The sequence below is a fragment of the Xanthomonas sp. NCPPB 4467 genome (assembly GCF_041475665.2).
GTDB lineage: Bacteria > Pseudomonadota > Gammaproteobacteria > Xanthomonadales > Xanthomonadaceae > Xanthomonas > Xanthomonas dyei.
Genome location: NZ_CM191260.1, coordinates 3,629,236 through 3,649,191 on the forward strand (window position 1 = coordinate 3,629,236; position 19,956 = coordinate 3,649,191).

Sequence of the window (19,956 nt, forward strand, 5' to 3'; positions counted from 1 at the left end):
GCGGGAGCTCGCGTTCGACGTGCGCAAGGCACGATTCGAACCATCTTTCGGCGGACGCGGAGTCCCCGCAGGATTTGGCACCAAACGCGGGCGCTTGCGCGCTCCGCTGGCTGCCCCGGCATCAAAGGGCCTGTCCCTCCGCCGGTCTCGATGGTGAGGCTAAGATGCCACCGTACTTTTGCGATGTCAATCGCTTCATGCGGATGGAAAGATATATTTTCATTCGATACCACCGGGTACCGTGATGGGCCGCATACTTGCGCCCCCGCTCGCTCAAGCCAATCGCGTGCACTACCGCGTCTTTCGCCCTCTTTCGCCCGCACGTGTTTCGGTGCTGGTCGCCGCCCTGCTGGCAGGTGCGCCGCCCGCCGCTGCGCAACAACGCTGGCATTGGAACGGCGGCGCGGCACCCGCCTCACCTGCCACCACGCCAGCGCAAACCGCTAGTGCCGCAACCGGCACCGGGCCGGCCCTGCAACTGGAATGGCAGGCGCCGGTCTATCTGGCGTGGGTGACCAACCCGCTGGCCGGGCCCGCCCAGGTCCGGCTGAGTGCGCCGCCCAGCGAGGATTACCGCGCCGTGCCGCAGTTGCCGCTGACGATGTTGCTGGCGGCGCACGAGCGGCGCCTGCTGGCGCGGCTGTACCCGGCCAGCAACCAGCGCACGTTGGGCGGGCTGGGACTCAAACTCGACGTGGTGCCCGGCGATCCGCTGGCGCAGTCGCAGCCGGTGCGCTACCAGTTGCCGTTCCGCGACGCACCGGTGCAGGTGGATCAGGGCTTCGGCGGCCAGTTCAGCCATGCCGACCTGCCCAATTGGTATGCAGTGGACTTCGCCCTGCCGCAGGGCACGCCGGTGCTGGCGGCGCGCGAGGGCGTGGTCATGGAAATACGCCAGGATGTTGCCGAAGGCAGCGCCCACGACCCCAGCGCCGGCGGCGGCAATCTGGTGCGGGTGCTGCACGCCGACGGCAGCATGGCGCTGTATGCCCATCTGGCCCCGAACGGGGTAGCGGTCCGCCCCGGCCAGCGCGTCGGCACCGGCGAGCCGCTGGGTGCCTCCGGAAATACCGGCTACAGCACTGCCGCGCACCTGCATTTTTCGGTGCAACGCAACGCCGATCTGCAGCTGGTGTCGGTGCCGTTCCGCATGCTGGGCCCGCACGGCGAGCTGCACTTCCCCTCGCCGGCCCCTTAGCGGGCCGCCGCCGGCACAGCGGCCCGATGCCGCCTGGCTGCGGGTCCGTAAAAGCCCACTGCGCCGAAGCCGCTATAATCATCGGCTTCCTCAGTTTCCGCAGGCGTCCGACCGGGCGCGCCCCGCCCATGTCCGAAGTCTCCAACGAAGCCGCGCGCCGCCGCACCTTCGCGATCATTTCCCACCCCGACGCCGGCAAGACCACGCTGACCGAAAAGCTGCTGTTGTTCGGCGGTGCGATCCAGATGGCCGGCTCGGTGAAGGGCCGCAAGGCCGCGCGCCATGCCACCTCGGACTGGATGGCGCTGGAAAAGGAGCGCGGCATCTCGGTGACCTCCTCGGTGATGCAATTCCCGTACGAGGGCAAGGTGATCAACCTGCTCGACACCCCCGGCCACGCCGACTTCGGCGAGGACACCTATCGCGTGCTCACCGCGGTGGACTCGGCGCTGATGGTGATCGACGTGGCCAAGGGCGTGGAAGAACGCACCATCAAGTTGATGGAAGTCTGCCGCCTGCGCGACACGCCCATCATGACCTTCATCAACAAGCTCGATCGCGAGGGCAAGAACCCGATCGACCTGCTGGATGAAGTGGAAACCGTGCTCGGCATCCAGTGCGCGCCGGTGACCTGGCCGATCGGCATGGGCCAGCGCCTGAAGGGCGTGGTGCATCTGATCACCGGCGAGGTGCATCTGTACGAACAAGGCCGCAACTTCACCCGCCAGGATTCGACCATCTTCCCGTCGCTGGACGCACCCGGCCTTGCCGCCAAGATCGGCGAGCAGATGCTGGCCGAACTGCGCGACGAGCTGGAACTGGTGCAAGGCGCCAGCAACGCGTTCGATGTGGATGCCTACCGCGCCGGCCAGCAGACACCAGTGTTCTTTGGCTCCGGCGTCAACAACTTCGGCGTGCAGCCGCTGCTGGACTTCTTCATCGAACACGCCCCGCCGCCGCAGGCGCGCGACACCACCGGCCGCCGCGTCGCGGCCACCGAGGCCAAGCTCAGCGGCTTCGTGTTCAAGATCCAGGCCAACATGGACCCGCAGCATCGCGACCGCGTGGCGTTCATGCGCGTGTGCTCGGGCAAGTTCACCGCCGGCATGAAAGCGTTGCATGTGCGCAGCGGCAAGGACCTCAAACTCGCCAACGCGCTGACCTTCATGGCCAGCGACCGCGAGATCGCCGCCGAAGCGTGGCCGGGCGATGTCATCGGCATCCACAACCACGGCACCATTTCCATCGGCGACACCTTCACCGAAGGCGAATCGCTGTCGTTCACCGGCATCCCCAACTTCGCGCCGGAACTGTTCCGCCGCGCGCGCCTGCGCGACCCGCTCAAGCTCAAGCAGCTGCAGAAAGGCCTGGCGCAGCTGTCCGAAGAAGGCGCCACACAGTTCTTCCGCCCGTTGATGAGCAACGATCTGATTCTGGGCGCGGTGGGCGTGCTGCAGTTCGACGTGGTGGCCTACCGGCTCAAAGACGAATACGGCGTGGATGCGATCTTCGAGCCGGTGAGCGTCACCACCGCGCGCTGGGTGCATTGCGACAACGCCAAGAAGCTGGAGGAATTCCGCGAAAAGAACGCCGGTAATCTGGGCGTCGATGCGGCCGGCCAGCTGGTCTATCTCGCACCCACGCGCGTCAACCTGCAGCTGGCGCAGGAACGTGCGCCGGATGTGCGTTTCTCGGCAACGCGCGAGCATGCGCACGCCAAGGCCATCGACTGAGAACGACCAGGATCGACAAGGCAGCGCAACGGCTGGCGATGCGATTTTCGTGCAGTTGCGGTACCTTTTTGGCATGAACGCAGACGCCTCCCCCTCGACCGACCTGCGCGACGAAATCGCCAGCGCCGTGACCCACGGCCTGGGTGCCATTGCCGCCCTGGCCGGTGGTTCGGTGCTGATTACGCTGGCCGCCATCTATGGCGATGGCTGGCAGTTGGCTACCTCCATCGTGTTCAGTGCCACGCTGGTGTTGCTCTACGTCGCCTCCACGCTGTTCCACGCCATCCCGCATCCGGGCGCCAAGGCGCGCCTGCAGGTGCTGGATCATTGCGCAATCTATCTGTTGATCGCCGGCACCTACACGCCATTTACGCTGATCAATCTGCGTGGCACATGGGGTTGGGGATTGTTCGCCGCCATCTGGACGATCGCCGCCGCCGGGGTCATCTTCAAACTGTTCTTCACCGGCCGCTTTCGCTTGCTGTCCACGGTCCTCTATCTGGCCATGGGGTGGTTGATCATCGTGGCGATCCAGCCGCTACTCCGCTCGGTGGACACCTGGTCGCTGTGCTGGCTGCTCGCTGGCGGGCTGTTCTACACCTTGGGCACCTACTTCTATCAACGCGACACGCAACGCTACTTCCATGCGATCTGGCACCTGTTCGTGCTCGCCGGTAGCGCCTGCCACTTCGTTGCGGTGATCGAACAAGTGGTGTGATCGTCGTCGCGTTCGCGCGCCGGTCACGAGCCATCGCCAACCATGGGCCGCGTGAACAACGTGACCCATGCCGCCGATTCCCCCGCCTCCCGTCTGCCGCGTCGTCGACGCTGGCTGATCGGGCTCGGCAGTGTTGCAGCCGTCCTGGTGATCTTTGTGCTGTTGTTCGACTGGAACTGGCTACGTGGCCCGGTCGAACGCATCGTCAGCGCCAAGACCGGCCGCGTTTTTCATCTGGGGCATCTGGACGTGGACCTGGGCCGCACCACCACCGTGCGCGGCGAGCGCCTGCAATTGGGCAACGCCGCGTGGTCCAAGCGCGGCGCAATGGCAGAACTGAACGCTGCCGAGATCGATGTCGAGCTGTGGCCCCTGCTGCGGGGCAAGGTGCGGCTGCCGGAAATCCGCCTCGATCAGCCCACCGTTCTGCTGGAAGCCGGCAACGACACGCATCCGGGCAACTGGGTGTTCGATCCTCAGAATGGCGATGGCAGCATGCCGCGGCTTGGCCGGCTGCTGGTGACCAAGGGACGGCTGCAATACATCGACGACGCCGCACGTTCGGATATCGATGTGGCCATCAACAGCCTGGCACCGCCGCCTAGCGATCAACGCGCAGCACCGATCGGCATCGCCGGCAAAGGCCGCTGGAGGGGCTACCCGTTCACGCTGAAAGGCGACACCGCCTCGCCGCTCGAGTTGAGCCAGAGCGAACATCCCTTCCGCATCGATCTGCGCGGCAGTGCCGGTGCCACCCGCACGCATGTGCGCGGCACGCTGACCAATCCGTTTCAGTTCCGCGTCTTCGATCTGCAGATGGCGCTCAGTGGCCAGGACATGGAAGACCTCTACCCGCTGACCGGCGTCGCCATGCCCTCCACGCCGCCGTACACACTCGATGGCCGGCTGCGCCGCGATGGCGACGTGTGGCGCTACGAAAAGTTCACCGGCACCGCCGGCGACAGCGATCTATCCGGCACGGCCGAGGTGGACCTGCGCAATAAACGCCCATTCCTACGTGCCGATCTGGCATCCAAGCGGCTGGACTTCGACGATCTAGCCGGCTTTATCGGTGCGCCGCCAAAGACCGGTGCCGACGAGTCGGCCAACGCGGAGCAGAAAAAGCAGGCAGCACAGCTTGCCGCCAGCGCACGCGTCCTGCCGACAACGCCCTACGACCTGTCCAAGCTGCGCGCGATGGATGCACAGGTGCGTTGGCGCGCGCAGCGCATCAATGCACCGTCCTGGCCGCTGGACGACATGGATGCGTCGCTGACGTTGAAAGACGGCCTGCTGCAATTGGACCCGCTGAACTTCGGTGTGGCCGGCGGAGACATCCGCTCGACCATCCGCATGGATGCGCGCAACCCCGTCATCGTCACGCAGCTGAAAGCCGGCATTCGCGGCATTCGGTTGGATCGGCTATTTCCCGACGCAACGCTCGCCAAGCAGGCCTCAGGCGCAATCGGCGGCGAGCTGGATCTGCGTGGCCGCGGCAACTCGATTGCCGCAATGCTCGGTAGTGCGGATGGCTCGATCGGCGTCGGCATGGGCCGCGGTCATGTCGGCAACCTGATCATGGAACTGGCCGGCCTGGACATCGCAGAATCGCTGAAATATCTGTTCACCAAGGACCGTCAGATCCCGGTGCGCTGCATGTTCGGCGACTTTGGCGTGCAGGACGGCCTGATGCAGTCGCGCGCCCTGGCCTTCGACAGCACCGACACCATCATCGTTGGCGAAGGCAACATCAGCCTCAAGAACGAAACGCTCGATTTGCTGCTGCGTCCACGCCCGAAGGATCACAGCATCCTGAGCCTGCGTTCGCCATTGCGGATTGGCGGAACCTTCAAGGACCCGAGCTTCCACCCGGATTTCAAGGCACTCGGACTGCGCGGCGCGATTGCCGTTGCACTCGGCACCATCGCGCCGCCCGCAGCGCTGCTTGCCACCTTCGAACCTGGCCCGGGCAAGGACAGCGATTGCGGTGGCAAGTACGCGCAGTGACCGTGCCGGCATTGAATGACGCTCAGAGCGGCTAACCAGGCGACTGTATTCATCGCCAGGCGGGGGCAGCAAGTGCCGGGTGGGGCGCATACAACTCGTACACTCCGGTTCTGAGTACGCCGCCCACACCCGACTGACGACTGCTCGCTACGTTTGATTAGCCGCTCTTAGGTTGCAATCGACGTGCATGTGCCGACACCAGTGGCACGATCAGCCGGCTGGCAGATCAACACCCGCCATCAACCGCCAGCCGGGAACACGCTCAACTGGCGATGTAGCGCTGCAACTGGTCGATATCCTGCTGCTGCGCTTCGATCACCGCCTTGACCAGATCGCCGATCGAGATCACGCCGTGCACGCGGCCGTTTTCGACCACTGGAAGATGCCGGAAGCGGCCGTCGGTCATCAATTGCATGCAGCGCTCCACGCTCTCCGATGGCGACACCGTCACCACCTGCGAACTCATGATCTCCGCCACGCTGGTGGTCGCTGAAGAGCGATCGCGCAGCACCACCTTGCGCGCGTAATCGCGCTCGGACACGATGCCGACGAGTCGCTCCCCGTCCATCACCAACACCGCACCGATGCCCTTGTCGGCCATCAGCCGGATCGCCTCGATCACTGCGGCATCGGCCGCAACCGCAAATACCTCAACCTGTTTGGTCCCCAACAGCTGTCGTACGGTCTGCATGGCCCGCTCCGCGCTTGGTCTGGTCGTCGCAGACTACTCCCACCGCGCCGCGGTGGGTATCGACCAGATACAGCGGGCGCTGCTTGGCCTCGTCATACAACCGACCCAGGTATTCGCCGATCAACCCCAATGCAATCAACTGGATGCCGCCCAGAAACAGGATCACCGACATCATGGTCGGCCAGCCGGCCACCGGGTCGCCGATCAGCGCCGCCTTGACCACCACCCAGGCGCCGAACAGGAAGGCAGCAAGCGCGGTCATCAGGCCTAGGTAGGTCGCTGCGCGCAGCGGAACCGTGGAAAAACTGGTGATACCGTCGAGCGCGAAATTCCACAACCGCCATACGCTGAACTTGCTACGCCCGGACAAACGCGGCGCGCGCCGATACGGCAATGCCACCTGTCGAAACCCCACCCAGCCGAACAGGCCTTTCATGAACCGGTGGCGCTCGCGCAGCTGCTGCAAGGCCTGCACGACGCGGGGCGAGAGCAGTCGAAAGTCGCCGGTATCGGCTGGAATCGGGGTGCGCGACAAACGCCGAATCACCCTATAAAACGCATGTGCGGCGCCGCGCTTGAGCCAGCTCTCGCCCTCGCGAAAGACCCGGGTCCCAAAGATATTGTCGTAGCCGCCGCGCCAGAGCGCGACGAATTCGGGAATCAACTCCGGCGGATCCTGGCCATCGGCATCGAGCAGCACCACCGCGCCCGGCAGCACATGATCCAGGCCTGCAGAAATGGCCACCTCCTTGCCGAAATTGCGCGACAACCGCAGCGCGCTGACCTGCGCATCGTCCTGTGCAAGTGACTGCAGGACGTTCCAGGTGCCGTCGGTGCTACCGTCGTCGACATACAGCACACGCGTCTGCAAACCCTGCAGGTCCGCCAGCACCGCACACAGGCGCGGATGCAACAGCGCAATGCTGGTTTCTTCATTGAAGGCGGCGATGACCACCGTGAGGCGCTCGGTGGCGGCAGGCAATTGGGCGGTATCGATCGTATTCACCTCACGGCGCCTGCAGATAAGCAGCGCCGCCCAACTGGCGTGCCTGCCGTTGAATCCAGGCGGTGCGCCGCTGCACATATGCACCCGGCCGACGTGCGTCGTAGCGTCTTGGCGATGGCAATACCGCGGCCAGACGCGCCGACTCGGTCGGCGACAAGCCCGCCGCATCCTTCCCCCAGAACTGCCGCGCAGCCGCCTGCGCGCCGTACACCCCGTCGCCAAATTCGGCCACGTTGAGGTACATCTCCAGAATCCGCTGTTTGGGCCAGAACAGCTCGATCAGCACGGTGTACCAGGCTTCCAGGCCTTTGCGCACCCAACTGCGGCCTTGCCACAGAAAGACATTCTTGGCGACCTGCTGACTGATCGTGCTGGCGCCACGCACGCGCCCGCCGCGTGCATTGTGATCGCGCGCCTTCTCGATGGCCTGCAGATCGAACCCGTGATGCATCGGAAACTGCTGATCCTCGGCAGCGACCACCGAAATCGGCAGGCTGGCGGCGATCTGATCGTAATCGCGCCACTGCTGGTGCAGCGAAAAACTCCCGTCCCCCTCGCCCCAGGCCTCCAGGTAGCGCCCAACCATCATGCTGCTGATCGGCGGGTCGACCACCCGCAGCACTAACACCTGCAGCACGCTGGCCGCGGCGAACAGCAGCGGCGCGGCCAGAATCCAGCGCAGCCAGCGCCTGCGCCGTGGCGGTGTCACCTGCTTGCCATCCAATGCATCCGTCCCCATTAGTTCGCTTCGACCTTCAATCCCGACGCCTGCCGCATTATCCGGCAACCAGCGTCCCTTACGTCCGATGTCTCCATGACCGATCACGATCAGCTTTCCCGTTTCCTGCTGCCTGCCGCCGGCGTGCGCGGTGTCCATGTGCGTCTGACCAAGGCCTGGCACGACGTCCAGGGCGCAGCCGAGTACCCGCCGGCCGCGCGCCAGCTGCTGGGCGAAGCGGCGGTGGCGGCCGCCCTGTTCACCGGCCATACCAAGGTCGACGGACGTCTGTCGGTGCAGTTGCGCGGCAACGACACAATGCGCACCCTGTTTGCCGAATGCACCGCCGCAGGCACTTTGCGCGGCATCGTGCAACTGGCCGAGGGTGCCGACGCGCCCACCGACCTGCGCGAGCTGGGCGAGGCCGCGCTGCTGGCGATCACCATCGAAAATCCCGGCCTGGACCCGCGCGAACCGCAGCGCTACCAGAGCCTGGTCGGCATGCAGGCTCCGGATCTGGCCGAAGCCTTCGAAACCTATTTCCAGCAGTCCGAGCAGTTGCCGACCCGCCTGCTGCTGGCCGCCGGCCCGGATCAGGCCGCTGGACTGCTGCTGCAGAAACTGCCCGGCGACGAAGGCGACAACGACGGCTGGACCCGCATCGGTGCCCTGTTCGACACCCTCGGCGCGCCTGAGCTGTTGTCGGTGGCCAGCGAAGATCTGCTGCACCGCCTGTTCCACGAAGAAGACCCGCAGCTGCTGGGCGGCAAACCGCTCAGCTTCGGTTGCTCCTGCTCGCGCGAGCGGGTCGCGTCGATGCTGGAATCGCTGGGTGAAGAAGAGGCGCGCGCAGCCGCTGAAGAGACCGGCGAGGTGGAAGTGCGGTGCGAGTTCTGTGGCCGCGAGTATCACTTTCCGTTGACCGAGTTGGCCGTACTTTTCAGCACGGCGCAGCCCTCTCAGCAGGCGCCGGAACGGTTGCAATAGATAGCATCGGGGGTGCGTTCTGGGGAACGCGACCACTTGTTAAATAATCATAAACGCCCTAGCATTCTCATCGCCCGCTCTCGGGAACTTAACAACTGCCCCTGGGTCTGAACTCTGGTATGCGACACCTTCTGCGCCTTCCGCTCGCTTTGCTGGTTGCCCTTGCGGCAGCGACGGGTGTGCATGCGCAGTCGGCGTCCCAGCAGCTGCGCGAAAGCACCATCCTGCCGGTGTGGAACAAGGGGAGCGGCAAGGTGGAAGCCTTTCTGTACCTGGAACCCACTGGCGAGCAGAAGGCCGGCGCGCGCTGGCATTTCGGCCGTAATTCGCTGGATGCCGCGTTCGGCCTGACCTCGGGCGATTCGCTGGGTCTGCTCTGTAACAGCAGCCGTGGCACCAACATCAGCGGTCTTGCCAGTCACTGCCTGCTCGCCGGCATCGGCGACGATGAAGAAGACAGCGCCGCCGCATCGCGCCGTGTCTCCGGCACGCTGGGCTTCAACCGTGGCAGTGGCCGCGTCGGCGTCACCGCAGGTGCCGGTCGCGACACCCTGCCCGCCTGGCTGATCGGCGCCGGCAAGGCACCGCTGACCCGCGTCGAGCAGAACGACCTGACTGTCTTCGGCCAGAAAAACATCGGCCGCGAAGGCTTTGTCTCGATCGGCGGCACCTACGCCCGTGCGCGCCTGGTCCCGCTGGCTGACGTCTCCCCGGCCATCGCCGACCAGTGGGACAGCAAGACCCTCAGCGTCGGCGGTGGCTATGGCGCCTTCAGCGCCAATGTCATCGGCCGCGTTGTCGACGTCCCCGGCCAGCCGGAAAAATGGGAAGGCCTGGGCCTTGGCCTGACCTGGCGCACCCCCTGGAGCGGCCAGTTGACGGTCGGCGCAGAGAACGTCATCTCCCGCGGCAAGAACCCGTTTGCTCCGAACAACGAGAGCAACAGCGACGGCACGATTCCTTATGTCAGGTATGAGCAAGACCTGTAAGCCACTGACCTGAAACGAAATTCCAAGAGCGCCACCGATCACAAAATCGGTGGCGTTTTTCGTTCAGGAATACCTGAAACGGCACTTTTTCACAACTTCCTTCTTTTTCGTTAACGGGACTTTAATTCCTGGCGCAACGCATATACCATCGGTTCACCCTGACGTTTTGGATCCGCTTCTTCGGAACCCCCGACAGGCAAACAACCCTTGGCAGTACCCAAGATCACTTGGAGAGAGAGCTAATGAATTGCAAGTCCAACAAGCTGCGCGATGCAGTTGTCCTCGCGCTTGTCGTGGGTGTGGGCGGTACTGGTACCGCCATCGCTCAGGAAGCCGGCACCACCAACCTTGACAAGATCGAAGTCACCGGTTCGCGCATCAAGCGCGCCGACGTCGAAACATCGCAGCCGGTCTTCAGCATGAGCCGTCAGCAGATCGAATCGCAGGGTCTGACCTCGATCGGTGACGTGATCCAGAACATCAGCTCGGGCGGTTCGGCGCTCAACAGCAACGTCAACAATGGCGGCAACGGCGAAACACGCGTCAACCTCCGCAATCTCGGCTCCAACCGCACCCTGGTGCTGGTCAATGGTCGTCGTTGGGTCGGCGGTACAGGCCTGGGCGGCGCAGTCGACCTCAACACGATTCCGACTGCTGCCGTCGAGCGCATCGAAGTGCTGAAGGACGGCGCCTCCACGATTTACGGCTCCGACGCTATCTCCGGCGTTGTCAACATCATCCTGCGTCAGAACTTCGATGGCGCCGAAGCGAATGCGTATTTCGGTCAGTACGACAAGGGCGATGGCAGCCGCGAGTCCTACGACTTCACCATCGGCTCGACCGGCGATCGTTGGCACGCCACGCTGGGTGTCGGCTACGTCAAGGAAGAGCAAGTGTGGGCGGGCGATCGCGAGATTTCCGCAGTGCCGGTCTTCGGCGCGGTTCGGGGCACGGGAAATAGCACCACGATTCCGGGTGGACGTTTCGGCATCTTCGGACCGACCGGCCCTGATCCCACCACCGGCGCTCCGACATTCGGCGCAACCCGTTTCAATGGAACGCCGGGGTTCTCCATCACCAACAACGGTGGTACGACCTCGCGCAATTACACGGCTGCCGACAGCTACAACTTCGCACCGGCCAACTATCTGGTGACCCCGCAGGAGCGTAAGTCGGTGTTTGCCGACGCTGGCCTGTCGATCACCGACAACGTGCGCTTCAAGACCACGGTGACCTACAACGAGCGTGAGTCGAGCCAGATCCTCGCGCCGATGCCGATCGTGCTGGGTCGCTCCGCACCTGGCACCAATGGTGCAGACATCGTCATCTCTGCCAACAACATCTACAACAACACTGGCCGCGATATCGATTACATCCAGTACCGTGCTGAAGAAACCGGCGGTCGCATTTTCAGCCAGAACGTCAAGACGTTCGGTTTCAGCGGTGCATTCGAAGGTGACTTCGAAGTTGGTCAGCGCTTCTTCAGCTGGGAAGCCGGTATGTTCTACGGCAAGAACGACCAGACCGATCGCACCACTGGCCTGTTCAACATCTCCGCGCTGCGCAATGCACTTGGCCCGTCGTTTGTTGACGCAGGTGGCGTCGCACGTTGCGGCACCGCTGCCAGCACCATCGACGGCTGCGTCCCGATGAACATGCTGAGCGGCCCGGGTTCGTTGACCCCGGAAATGCTGAGCTATGCCGGTTTCAATGCGCATGACCTGTACGGATATGAGCAGAAGACTTACTTCGGCAACATCGGCGGCGAACTGTTCGATCTGCAGGGAGGCGCGTTTGCCTTCTCCTTGGGCGCTGAACACCGCGAAGAGTCGGGCTTTGATGATCCGGACGCGCTGATCAACTCCGGCGACACCACCGGCAATGCGCGTACCGCCACCAACGGCGGCTACAAGCTGGACGAAGCCTACCTCGAACTCGCCGTGCCGCTGCTGGCCGACCTGCCTGGCGCCCAGTTGCTCGACTTCAGCCTGGCGACGCGTTATTCGGATTACAGCAACTTCGGCGATACCACCAACAGCAAGTTCGGTTTCCGCTGGAAGCCGATCAGCGACCTGATGATTCGTGGTAACTGGTCGCAGGGCTTCCGCGCCCCGTCGATCAACGAACTGTTCCAGGGCGTGAGCGACACCTTCGAAGACGTACGCGATCCGTGCGCAGGCACTTTCAGCGATGGTTCGGTCAACGCAACCCGCCCGGGCTCGTGCGGCGCGGTGCCGGCTTATGCACAGGCCAACCCGCAGGTGCGCACCGCGACCGGCGGCAACCCGAACCTGCAGCCGGAAACCTCGACGTCCAAGACGTTGGGCTTCGTCTACAGCCCGGGCTGGGTCACCGGCCTGGATGTCTCGCTCGACTGGTGGAACATCGAGATCGAAGACGCGATCGACACGCAGACCGTGCAGGAAACCCTGGACAGCTGCTACGTGGGCGGTATCGCCAATGCCTGCTCGCTGATTCAGCGCGAGCCGACCGGCGAAGTCTCCAACCTGTTGGCCGTACCCAACAACATCGCCAGGATCGAAGCCGAAGGCTACGACCTGACCGTGGGCTACCGCCTGCCGGACACCGCTTGGGGCAGCTTCAATGTGGTGTGGGATTCGACCTACATGAGCAAGTTCGTGGTCGAAAAACCGCTGCAGGATCCGGAAAACCGCGTTGGTCTGTACCGCGGCGGTTCGGCACGTGACAACAACTGGCGTATCCGCTCCAACCTGATGCTGAACTGGGAACTGGGCGATATCGGCGGCTCGGCCTCGATGCGTTACTACAGCTCGCAGGTTGAAAACTGCACCGGCGCCAATGTCGCGACCCCGGCCAACGTGGCACTGCTGTGCTCGGATCCGAATCGCAGGACCAGCGCTGGCGCTGCTCCGCGTAACCATGTTCCGAGCGTGACCTACACCGATCTGGCCGCTTACTGGAAGGCTCCGTGGAATGCTCGCGTGACCGTTGGCGTGAACAACGCTTTCGACCGCGATCCGCCGCAAGCTGCGACCGCGTTTGCCAATAGCTTCGACTCGCAGTACGAAATTCCGGGTCGTTTCTATTACATGCGCTACACCCAGAAGTTCTGATAGGCAGTTTGCGTAGACCGTAAACAAAAAGCCGCGATTCGAAAGAATCGCGGCTTTTTTTATTGGCTGTCGCTTCGGTACATCTAGCGGCAGTTCGGCATGGCTCTACCCAGGAATCAACGTCTGAATCACATGCTCGACGTAGGATTCGAATTCTTCGCGGGCCTGCTTGGGTTGCTGCAGTTGCAGCGATAACTGCAGGAAGCCGACGTAAGCCGCGTAGGCGAGGCGGGCGCGATGCTGGGCGTCGGTGCGGGACAGGCCGGCCTGGCGGAACGAGGCGATCAGGTAGTCGAGGCGGCGTTGCGAGACACGGTCGATGACCGGGCGCACGGCGGGGTGGTCGAGTGCCTTGAGCAGTTCGCTATAGATCACGTGCGGCGTGACTTCGTGGGCGACCAACTGAAACAGCGCGCGCAGGCGGGCGCTGGGGTCGGGCACGTCTTCCAGGCTGCCGAACACTTCCTTCTGTTCGAAGATTTCCCAGCGCTCCAGGGCGGCTTGCAACAGCGCGTCGCGCGAGGGGAAATGCCAGTAGAAGCTGCCCTTGGTGACGCCGAGGCGGCGCGCCAATGGCTCGACAGCGACGGCTCCGACGCCTTGTTCGGCGATCAGGTCCAGCGCGGCCTGTGCCCAGTCGTCCGCGCTGAGGCGGTTGCCGCGACCGGAACTGGCACGGGGTGGGGTGGGGCTGGATTCGGTGGTGTCGTTCATGGCGCGATTTAACCATACGCCTGAGTCAGTTGCAGTATGCATCACAAAAATGACAGACAACCGCCATGATTCAAGGGCTTAACGCTCCATACGAGGGAGTATTGACAGCAGGTGCTCTGCATCCATACCATTAGGTATGGTTACTTCTCCCTCTACGCTTGCCCCCATTGCGACCATGTCGCGCGTTAGCGCTGGCGACGTGGAGCTGGCCGTGTCGGTACGGGGTGCGCAGCACGCACAAACAGTGCTGCTGGCGCATGGGTTTGGGCAGACGCGGCATGCCTGGGAAGCGACGGCAACCGCCTTGGCGCAGGCTGGCTACCGTGCACTTTCCTACGATGCGCGCGGCCATGGCGATTCGAGCTTCAATGCGGTCGAACTGCCCTATTCGCCCACGCAGTTCACCGACGACCTGATCGTGCTGGCAGGCGAGCAGCCCGAGCCGCCGGTCCTGGTGGCTGCCTCGATGGGCGGCCTGTTCGGGCTGCTCGCCGAGGCGCGTTGGCCGGGGCTGTTCCGCGCGATCGTGCTGGTCGACATCACGCCGCGCTGGGACACCACGGGCGTGGAGCGCATCCTGCGCTTCATGACCGCGCATCCGGATGGATTCGCTTCGCTGGATGCCGCGGCCGATGCGATTGCCGCGTATCTGCCGCATCGCCCGCGCAAGACTGGGCGCCAGTTACACGCATTGCTGCGTCAGCGCGCAGATGGCCGTTGGCACTGGCACTGGGACCCGCGCCTGGTCGACGAACTGGCCGGCCAGGACGCGCAGTTGCAGCAGCATGCCTTGCTGGAAGCCGCAGCGCAGGTGCACTGCCCGATGCTGTTGATCAGCGGCGAGCGCAGCGATCTGGTCACACCGGACAACATCACCGAATTCCTGTCGATCGCCCCGCACGCGCAGCACGTGCAGCTGGCCGACGCCACGCACATGCTGGCCGGCGACGACAACACCACCTTTACCGCCACCGTGTTGCATTATCTGGACGCACTGCCCTCGGTTGGCACCATTGCAGCGTCCAACATCACCGAGCATGTCACTGGAGCAAGACCATGAGCATCGTTGCACCGTTCCTCCTCGTCATCCTGGCGGCGGGTATCGCTGCCTATCACCGCATGCGCCTTGCCACCTGGGTTGCGATCAGCGCCTGCGTGCTGGTGGCATGCTGGCTGTTGGGTGCCAATCTCACCGCCACCATCGTCGCCGCCGCACTGGTGGTGCTGGTATCCGCTCCGGTGCTGTTGCCGTTCCTGCGCAAGCCGTTGCTGACCACGCCGTTGATGGCGTTTTTCCGCAAGGTGCTGCCGCCGCTGTCGCAGACCGAGCGCATCGCGCTGGAAACCGGCTCGGTCGGTTTCGAGGGCGAGCTATTCACCGGCGACCCGGATTGGCAGAAGCTGCTCAGCTACCCAAAGCCGCAGTTGACCGCCGAAGAGCAGGCGTTCCTGGATGGCCCGGTGGAAGAGCTATGCAAGATGGTCAACGACTGGGAAATCACCCACGTCCATGCCGACCTGCCGCCGGAGTTGTGGGACTACATCAAGAAGAACAAGTTCTTCGGCATGATCATCCCCAAGCAATACGGTGGCCTGGGTTTCAGCGCGCTGGCGCACCACAAGGTGATCCAGAAGCTGTCGTCGATCTCCAGCGTGGTCAGCTCCACCGTCGGTGTGCCGAACTCGCTCGGGCCGGGTGAGCTGCTGCTGCATTACGGCACCCCGGAACAAAAAGACTATTACCTGCCGCGTCTGGCCGTCGGTGCGGAAGTGCCGTGTTTCGGTCTGACCGGTCCGTTTGCGGGCTCGGATGCGACCTCGATCCCCGACTACGGCATCGTCTGCAAGGGCGAGTGGAATGGCGCCAACGTGCTCGGCGTCAAGCTCACCTTCGACAAGCGTTACATCACCCTGGCGCCGGTGGCGTCGTTGATTGGTCTGGCGTTCCGCGCCTACGACCCGGACGGCCTGATCGGCGACAAGAAGGACATCGGCATCACCCTGGCGCTGCTGCCGCGCGAGACCCCGGGAGTGGAAATCGGCCGCCGTCATTTCCCGCTGAATTCCACCTTCCAGAACGGCCCGATCCGTGGCACCGAGGTGTTCATTCCGCTCAGCCAGCTGATCGGCGGCGTGGAGATGGTGGGCAAGGGCTGGAACATGCTCAACGAGTGTCTGGCAGTGGGTCGTTCGATCACCCTGCCCTCCACCGCCAGCGGCGGCGGCAAGTACGCCGCGGTGGTGACCGGTGCGTATGCACGCATTCGCAAGCAGTTCGGCCTGTCGGTCGGTCGCTTCGAGGGCGTGGAAGAAGCGCTCGCGCGGATCGGCGGCAAGGCCTATGCGATCAGCGCGCTGGCGCAGGCCACTGCAGCTGCGGTAGACCGCGGCGACGTGCCGTCGGTGCCGTCGGCGATTGCCAAGTACCACTGCACCACCATGGGCCGCGAAGTGGTCAGCGACATGATGGATGTGATCGGCGGCAAGGGCATCATCCTGGGGCCGCGCAACTTCGCCGGCCGCGCCTGGCAGGCCGCGCCGATCGGCGTGACCGTGGAAGGCGCCAACATCATGACCCGCAGCCTGCTGATCTTCGGCCAGGGCGCCATCCTGTGCCATCCGTGGGTGATGAAGGAAATGAAGGCGGCGCAGGATCCGGATACGCGCCGCGGTCTGGAAGAGTTCGACCAGAGCCTGTTCGGTCACATCCGCTTCGGTATTTCCAACGCCGTGCGTTCGTTCTGGTTCGGCCTGACCGGTGCGCGCATCGGTGCGGCGCCGGGCGATGCATACACGCGTCGCTTCTTCCGCAAGCTGGATCGTTACTCGGCCAACCTGGCCCTGATGGCCGACGTGTCGATGCTGATGCTGGGCGGCAAGTTGAAGTTCAAGGAGTCGTTGTCCGGTCGTTTGGGCGATGTGCTGAGCCATATCTACATGACCAGCGCGATACTCAAGCGCTACCACGACGAAGGTGCGCCGGCGGCCGACCAGCCGCTGCTGGCCTGGGCGTTCCACGACAGCGTGCACAAGATCGAAACCGCGCTGTCGGCAGCGCTGCGTAACTTCCCGATCCGCCCGGTGGGTTGGCTGATGTGGGTGCTGATCTTCCCGCTGGGCCGTCGTGCCGAAGCGCCGGGCGACCGCCTGGGCCATCGCGTGGCATCGATCCTGATGGCTCCGAACGAAGCGCGCGATCGCCTGGCCCAGGGGGTGTTCCTGACCCCGTGCGCCAACAACCCGGGTGGCCGTATCGCCAGCTACCTGACCAAGGCGGTGATGGCCGAGCCGGTGGAGCGCAAGTTCCTCAAGGCGCTCAAGACCAAGGGCATCGAAGCGCTGGATTTCCCGGCGCAGCTGGACGAAGCCGTGGCCGAGGGCGTGCTCACCCTGGACGAGCGCAAGCTGCTGGAAGAGCTGCGCGAGATCATGATGGATACCATCACCGTGGACGACTTCGATCCGCACGAGCTGCGTGCGGCGAGCTTCTACGACAAGCCGCAGGCACAGCAGCCGCGCGAAGCGGCATAAGAGTCAGGTCAAGGTGATTCGCCACGACGGCGGGCTTTCAAGCCCGCCGTCGTTGTTTGCGGGTCTCGCCCATCGCCCAGCGACGCCATGTGCGGCGTTGAGCTGCCGACCAGTCAACTTCAAGTAGCTCTTTCGCAAGCGTGGGCCTGCACGCGATGCGGGGGTTACCGGCGATGCCACATCGCGGGTAATCCCTTTGTTACGTGTGGCGAACACGCTGCCGACGCTGCCTCACTACGGCAGCCACACCAACCCGAGTGCGATCAACGCCGGCAAGGCCTGCACAAAGAAGATGCGGCGATTGACGCTATAGGCGCCGTAGCACCCCGCCACCACCACGCACCCTAAGAAGAAGCTCAGCACATCGACCCGTGCTGCCAGCGCGCCCCAGAGCAGGCCTGCGGCGAGAAAGCCGTTGTAGAGGCCCTGGTTGGCCGCCAGCACGCGTGTGGCCTGTGCCTTTTCCGGTGTGTTGCGGAAGGTCTTCAGGCCCAAGGGGTGCGTCCACAGCGCCATCTCCAGCACCAGGATGTAGACATGCAGCAGGCCGACGAGGGTGCCGGCGATGATCGCGAACAGGGACATGGCGAAAAAGTCGTAGGGACGTGGCCGCAAGCATAGCCGCGATGCCGCGCCGGCTGTCCGGCAATACGCGCAGCGCGTGACCGGTGCCTCGCGACGAGATGGCGTCACCGAGGCAGCAATGGTCGCTGCATGGTGATCGGCGGCGCATGCGGGACCTCATCAGGTAGCCGCCGATGTCGCGCATCGCGCGGGATGGACGCATCGCCTGCAAGCGACACCACGCGTCAGCGCTTGATCGCACGCGCCGTGTGCGTTATCGCTCCATGGATATCCAGGCAAGGTCGCCAAGCGCAGCCACAACGCATCCGCAAGCAAAGGCGTTACTCGCCCTGCGACTCCGCTGCGCGCCCGTCCGCCACACCATCGCGCTCTGCAGGCAACTTACGTGCTTCGCGCAGCAGGCCGAGCGTGCCCAGCGTCATGCCCACTGCCGCCAATAGACCAACCCCGAACACCGCGGTGGACCCCAAGCCCGACACCAGCTTGTGGATCCACACAAAGCTCAGGTCGCCGCCGCGATAGACCACCGTGTCGATCGCCGCACCGGCCTTGTAGCGCCATTCGCGGCTGACCCGCGTGTACAAGGTTTCGCGCGCCGGCTTGGCCAGTGCAAACTCGCTGGAGCGCGTGATCACCTGCACGATGGCGATCATCAGCGGCAATGGCGAGGCTGCCAGCACCGCGTACCCCAAGGTGATGGCCACGCCCGGAATCAGCAGCGCCGGTGCGATGCCGAAGCGCGACAACAGCGCGCGCGTCACCAGCAATTGCAGCACCAGGGCGAGCGCGTTGACCGCCAGGTCGATATACTGGCGTAGTACGCCGTGCTGGTCGCCGCATCGGTGTAGAGCCGCCGTACCAACGCCGCCTGCTCGTTATAGAGCAAGGTGCCCACGCCCACGCCGAATAACGTCATCAACGCCAGCCAGCGCAGCAACGGCTCGCGCACGATCAGCTTGAGGCCGCCTAGCACGTCGCCGCCCATCGGCACCTCGCCGGACTCCAGTTGGCGCTCCTGTTCGCGCGCCACCGCCCACAGCCGCAGCCGCAATACGCAGACCACGCAGACCGTCAGGAACCCGGCCGACACCAGCATCAGGTGCGCAATGCCGATACGCTCGACCAAGGTGCGGGTGAGGATCGGCCCGAGAAACGCGCCCAGGGTGCCGGCCGCGCCGATATAGCCGTAGTAGTTGCGCGCTTCGGCATTGCTGAAGACATCGGCCATGAAGCTCCAGAACACCGCCACGGCAAACAGGTTGAAGACCGTGAGCCACAAAAAGAACGCCATCCCGCGCCCTGGCACACCGCTGTCGAACAGCACGTAGAACAGCAGCAGGGTCGCAATGAAGAAACCGTAGACCAGCGGCAGGAACACGCGCCGCGGATAGCGGCTGACCACCGCGCCGTACACCGGCTGCAGTAGCAGCATGATCAGGAAGGTGCAGGTAAACAACACCTGCAAGGTGAAGTCCTTGAGCGGCATGCCGTGCGTGGCGAAGAAGCCGATCATGCTGGCCGGAAACAACGCGGCCACATCGGAGGATGCACCCATCGCCTCGCGCACCGGACGCAGCACGTAGTAACCGCTGAGCAGGCAGAAGAAATACAGGAACGACCACGCCAGGGGTGGCGAACTGCGCAGCGCAGCGCCCAGACGGCCAGCCGCCGAGCGCGGCGCAGAGGGACGGGTCATGGCGTCAACATCGCCCGTGCGAACGAGCCCGACAGCAAGAACATGGCGGCGGCAGCACCTGACGAAGTAGCGCGCAAGTTAGCCGATGCGGCGCAGCACCACCAGCGGCGGAGGCAGGACGCTGCGGCGCGCGCGTGAGCTGCCCCGGCACGGCGCTTGCAACCCTCTTCGCATGCACCCTGCGTGGCGTCGCCACGGCCCTGATCAGCCCGATTTCTGAACCCAAATCGTCAATAGGATCAATATGATGCCCATTCATCTTCCGGCAGTTTGTGCTATTGCGAAGCG

14 protein-coding genes, 1 other RNA gene, 1 pseudogene and 1 riboswitch are annotated in these 19,956 nt (G+C 64.2%); of the genes and pseudogenes, 10 read left to right on the forward strand and 6 right to left on the reverse strand.

Going from position 1 to position 19,956, the window contains the following annotated elements:
• Positions 1-37: 37 nt before the first annotated feature.
• A riboswitch (SAM riboswitch) is annotated at positions 38-157 on the reverse strand.
• A gap of 129 nt (positions 158-286) precedes the next feature.
• From ACCQ06_RS16005 to ACCQ06_RS16025, 5 genes are all read left to right on the forward strand, one after another.
• Positions 287-1,198 carry a M23 family metallopeptidase gene (locus tag ACCQ06_RS16005; RefSeq protein WP_372364392.1) on the forward strand — a complete coding sequence of 304 codons (912 nt, stop codon included), beginning with the start codon at positions 287-289 and terminating at the stop codon, positions 1,196-1,198.
• Between the two features lie 128 nt (positions 1,199-1,326).
• On the forward strand, positions 1,327-2,931 hold the full coding sequence (locus ACCQ06_RS16010) for a peptide chain release factor 3 (protein WP_316687207.1): 1,605 nt from the start codon (positions 1,327-1,329) through the stop codon (positions 2,929-2,931).
• 73 nt (positions 2,932-3,004) lie between these two features.
• Positions 3,005-3,649 (forward strand): PAQR family membrane homeostasis protein TrhA, encoded by a 645-nt coding sequence (gene trhA, locus ACCQ06_RS16015; RefSeq protein ID WP_005988548.1) that lies wholly within the window; start codon positions 3,005-3,007, stop codon positions 3,647-3,649.
• A 42-nt stretch (positions 3,650-3,691) separates the two neighbouring features.
• On the forward strand, positions 3,692-5,656 hold the full coding sequence (locus ACCQ06_RS16020; RefSeq protein WP_372364393.1) for an AsmA family protein: 1,965 nt from the start codon (positions 3,692-3,694) through the stop codon (positions 5,654-5,656).
• Between the two features lie 88 nt (positions 5,657-5,744).
• Positions 5,745-5,819, forward strand: a non-coding RNA gene (locus ACCQ06_RS16025) — sX9 sRNA.
• Positions 5,820-5,918: 99 nt separating this feature from the next.
• Here the strand turns inward: ACCQ06_RS16025 and ACCQ06_RS16030 are convergent.
• Genes ACCQ06_RS16030 through mtgA form a run of 3 tightly spaced genes read right to left on the reverse strand, consistent with a single transcriptional unit; the run spans position 5,919 to position 8,092 of the window.
• On the reverse strand, positions 5,919-6,347 hold the full coding sequence (locus ACCQ06_RS16030) for a CBS domain-containing protein (RefSeq protein WP_104616738.1): 429 nt from the start codon (positions 6,345-6,347) through the stop codon (positions 5,919-5,921).
• A complete protein-coding gene (locus ACCQ06_RS16035) occupies positions 6,307-7,353 on the reverse strand; it encodes a glycosyltransferase family 2 protein (protein ID WP_316687217.1) in 1,047 nt (348 codons plus the stop codon). The genes ACCQ06_RS16030 and ACCQ06_RS16035 overlap by 41 nt, the downstream gene beginning before the upstream one ends.
• A gap of 1 nt (position 7,354) precedes the next feature.
• Entirely contained in the window at positions 7,355-8,092 is a 738-nt protein-coding gene (gene mtgA, locus ACCQ06_RS16040; protein WP_228324226.1) for a monofunctional biosynthetic peptidoglycan transglycosylase, read from the reverse strand.
• 75 nt (positions 8,093-8,167) lie between these two features.
• On the opposite strand from mtgA, the gene hslO reads away from it, so the two are divergent.
• From hslO to ACCQ06_RS16055, 3 genes are all read left to right on the forward strand, one after another.
• Positions 8,168-9,058 (forward strand): Hsp33 family molecular chaperone HslO, encoded by an 891-nt coding sequence (hslO, locus tag ACCQ06_RS16045; protein ID WP_104616735.1) that lies wholly within the window; start codon positions 8,168-8,170, stop codon positions 9,056-9,058.
• Positions 9,059-9,210: 152 nt separating this feature from the next.
• Complete coding sequence (locus tag ACCQ06_RS16050) at positions 9,211-10,047, forward strand: XOO1806 family protein (protein ID WP_046964878.1); 837 nt, start codon at positions 9,211-9,213, stop codon at positions 10,045-10,047.
• Between the two features lie 242 nt (positions 10,048-10,289).
• The gene (locus tag ACCQ06_RS16055; RefSeq protein ID WP_316687223.1) at positions 10,290-13,142 is read left to right on the forward strand and encodes a TonB-dependent receptor domain-containing protein; all 2,853 of its coding nucleotides are present in this window, start codon (positions 10,290-10,292) and stop codon (positions 13,140-13,142) included.
• A 105-nt stretch (positions 13,143-13,247) separates the two neighbouring features.
• On the opposite strand, the gene ACCQ06_RS16060 is transcribed toward ACCQ06_RS16055, so the two are convergent.
• Positions 13,248-13,856: a TetR/AcrR family transcriptional regulator gene (locus tag ACCQ06_RS16060; protein WP_104616733.1), complete on the reverse strand. Its 609-nt coding sequence runs from the start codon at positions 13,854-13,856 to the stop codon at positions 13,248-13,250.
• 136 nt (positions 13,857-13,992) lie between these two features.
• Here ACCQ06_RS16060 and ACCQ06_RS16065 point away from each other — a divergent pair, with 136 nt between their 5' ends.
• Entirely contained in the window at positions 13,993-14,916 is a 924-nt protein-coding gene (locus ACCQ06_RS16065) for an alpha/beta fold hydrolase (RefSeq protein ID WP_316687228.1), read from the forward strand.
• Positions 14,913-17,387 carry an acyl-CoA dehydrogenase gene (locus ACCQ06_RS16070; protein ID WP_104616732.1) on the forward strand — a complete coding sequence of 825 codons (2,475 nt, stop codon included), beginning with the start codon at positions 14,913-14,915 and terminating at the stop codon, positions 17,385-17,387. The genes ACCQ06_RS16065 and ACCQ06_RS16070 overlap by 4 nt, the downstream gene beginning before the upstream one ends.
• A gap of 234 nt (positions 17,388-17,621) precedes the next feature.
• On the opposite strand, the gene ACCQ06_RS16075 is transcribed toward ACCQ06_RS16070, so the two are convergent.
• Both ACCQ06_RS16075 and ACCQ06_RS16080 read right to left on the reverse strand, forming a co-directional pair.
• A complete protein-coding gene (locus tag ACCQ06_RS16075) occupies positions 17,622-17,972 on the reverse strand; it encodes a DUF1304 domain-containing protein (RefSeq protein WP_104616750.1) in 351 nt (116 codons plus the stop codon).
• Between the two features lie 320 nt (positions 17,973-18,292).
• Positions 18,293-19,668: pseudogene (locus ACCQ06_RS16080) on the reverse strand (NTP/NDP exchange transporter).
• Positions 19,669-19,956 lie beyond the last annotated feature (288 nt).

Excerpts from the sequence above, each read along its gene's own strand:
- ACCQ06_RS16030 (WP_104616738.1), bottom strand. The coding sequence starts at position 6,347 with ATGCAGACCGTACGACAGCTGTTGGGGACCAAACAGGTTGAGGTATTT.
- ACCQ06_RS16010 (WP_316687207.1), top strand. The coding sequence starts at position 1,327 with ATGTCCGAAGTCTCCAACGAAGCCGCGCGCCGCCGCACCTTCGCGATC.
- ACCQ06_RS16065 (WP_316687228.1), top strand. The coding sequence starts at position 13,993 with ATGGTTACTTCTCCCTCTACGCTTGCCCCCATTGCGACCATGTCGCGC.
- trhA (WP_005988548.1), top strand. The coding sequence starts at position 3,005 with ATGAACGCAGACGCCTCCCCCTCGACCGACCTGCGCGACGAAATCGCC.
- ACCQ06_RS16075 (WP_104616750.1), bottom strand. The coding sequence starts at position 17,972 with ATGTCCCTGTTCGCGATCATCGCCGGCACCCTCGTCGGCCTGCTGCAT.
- ACCQ06_RS16060 (WP_104616733.1), bottom strand. The coding sequence starts at position 13,856 with ATGAACGACACCACCGAATCCAGCCCCACCCCACCCCGTGCCAGTTCC.
- mtgA (WP_228324226.1), bottom strand. The coding sequence starts at position 8,092 with ATGGGGACGGATGCATTGGATGGCAAGCAGGTGACACCGCCACGGCGC.
- ACCQ06_RS16070 (WP_104616732.1), top strand. The coding sequence starts at position 14,913 with ATGAGCATCGTTGCACCGTTCCTCCTCGTCATCCTGGCGGCGGGTATC.
- ACCQ06_RS16020 (WP_372364393.1), top strand. The coding sequence starts at position 3,692 with ATGGGCCGCGTGAACAACGTGACCCATGCCGCCGATTCCCCCGCCTCC.
- ACCQ06_RS16055 (WP_316687223.1), top strand. The coding sequence starts at position 10,290 with ATGAATTGCAAGTCCAACAAGCTGCGCGATGCAGTTGTCCTCGCGCTT.
- hslO (WP_104616735.1), top strand. The coding sequence starts at position 8,168 with ATGACCGATCACGATCAGCTTTCCCGTTTCCTGCTGCCTGCCGCCGGC.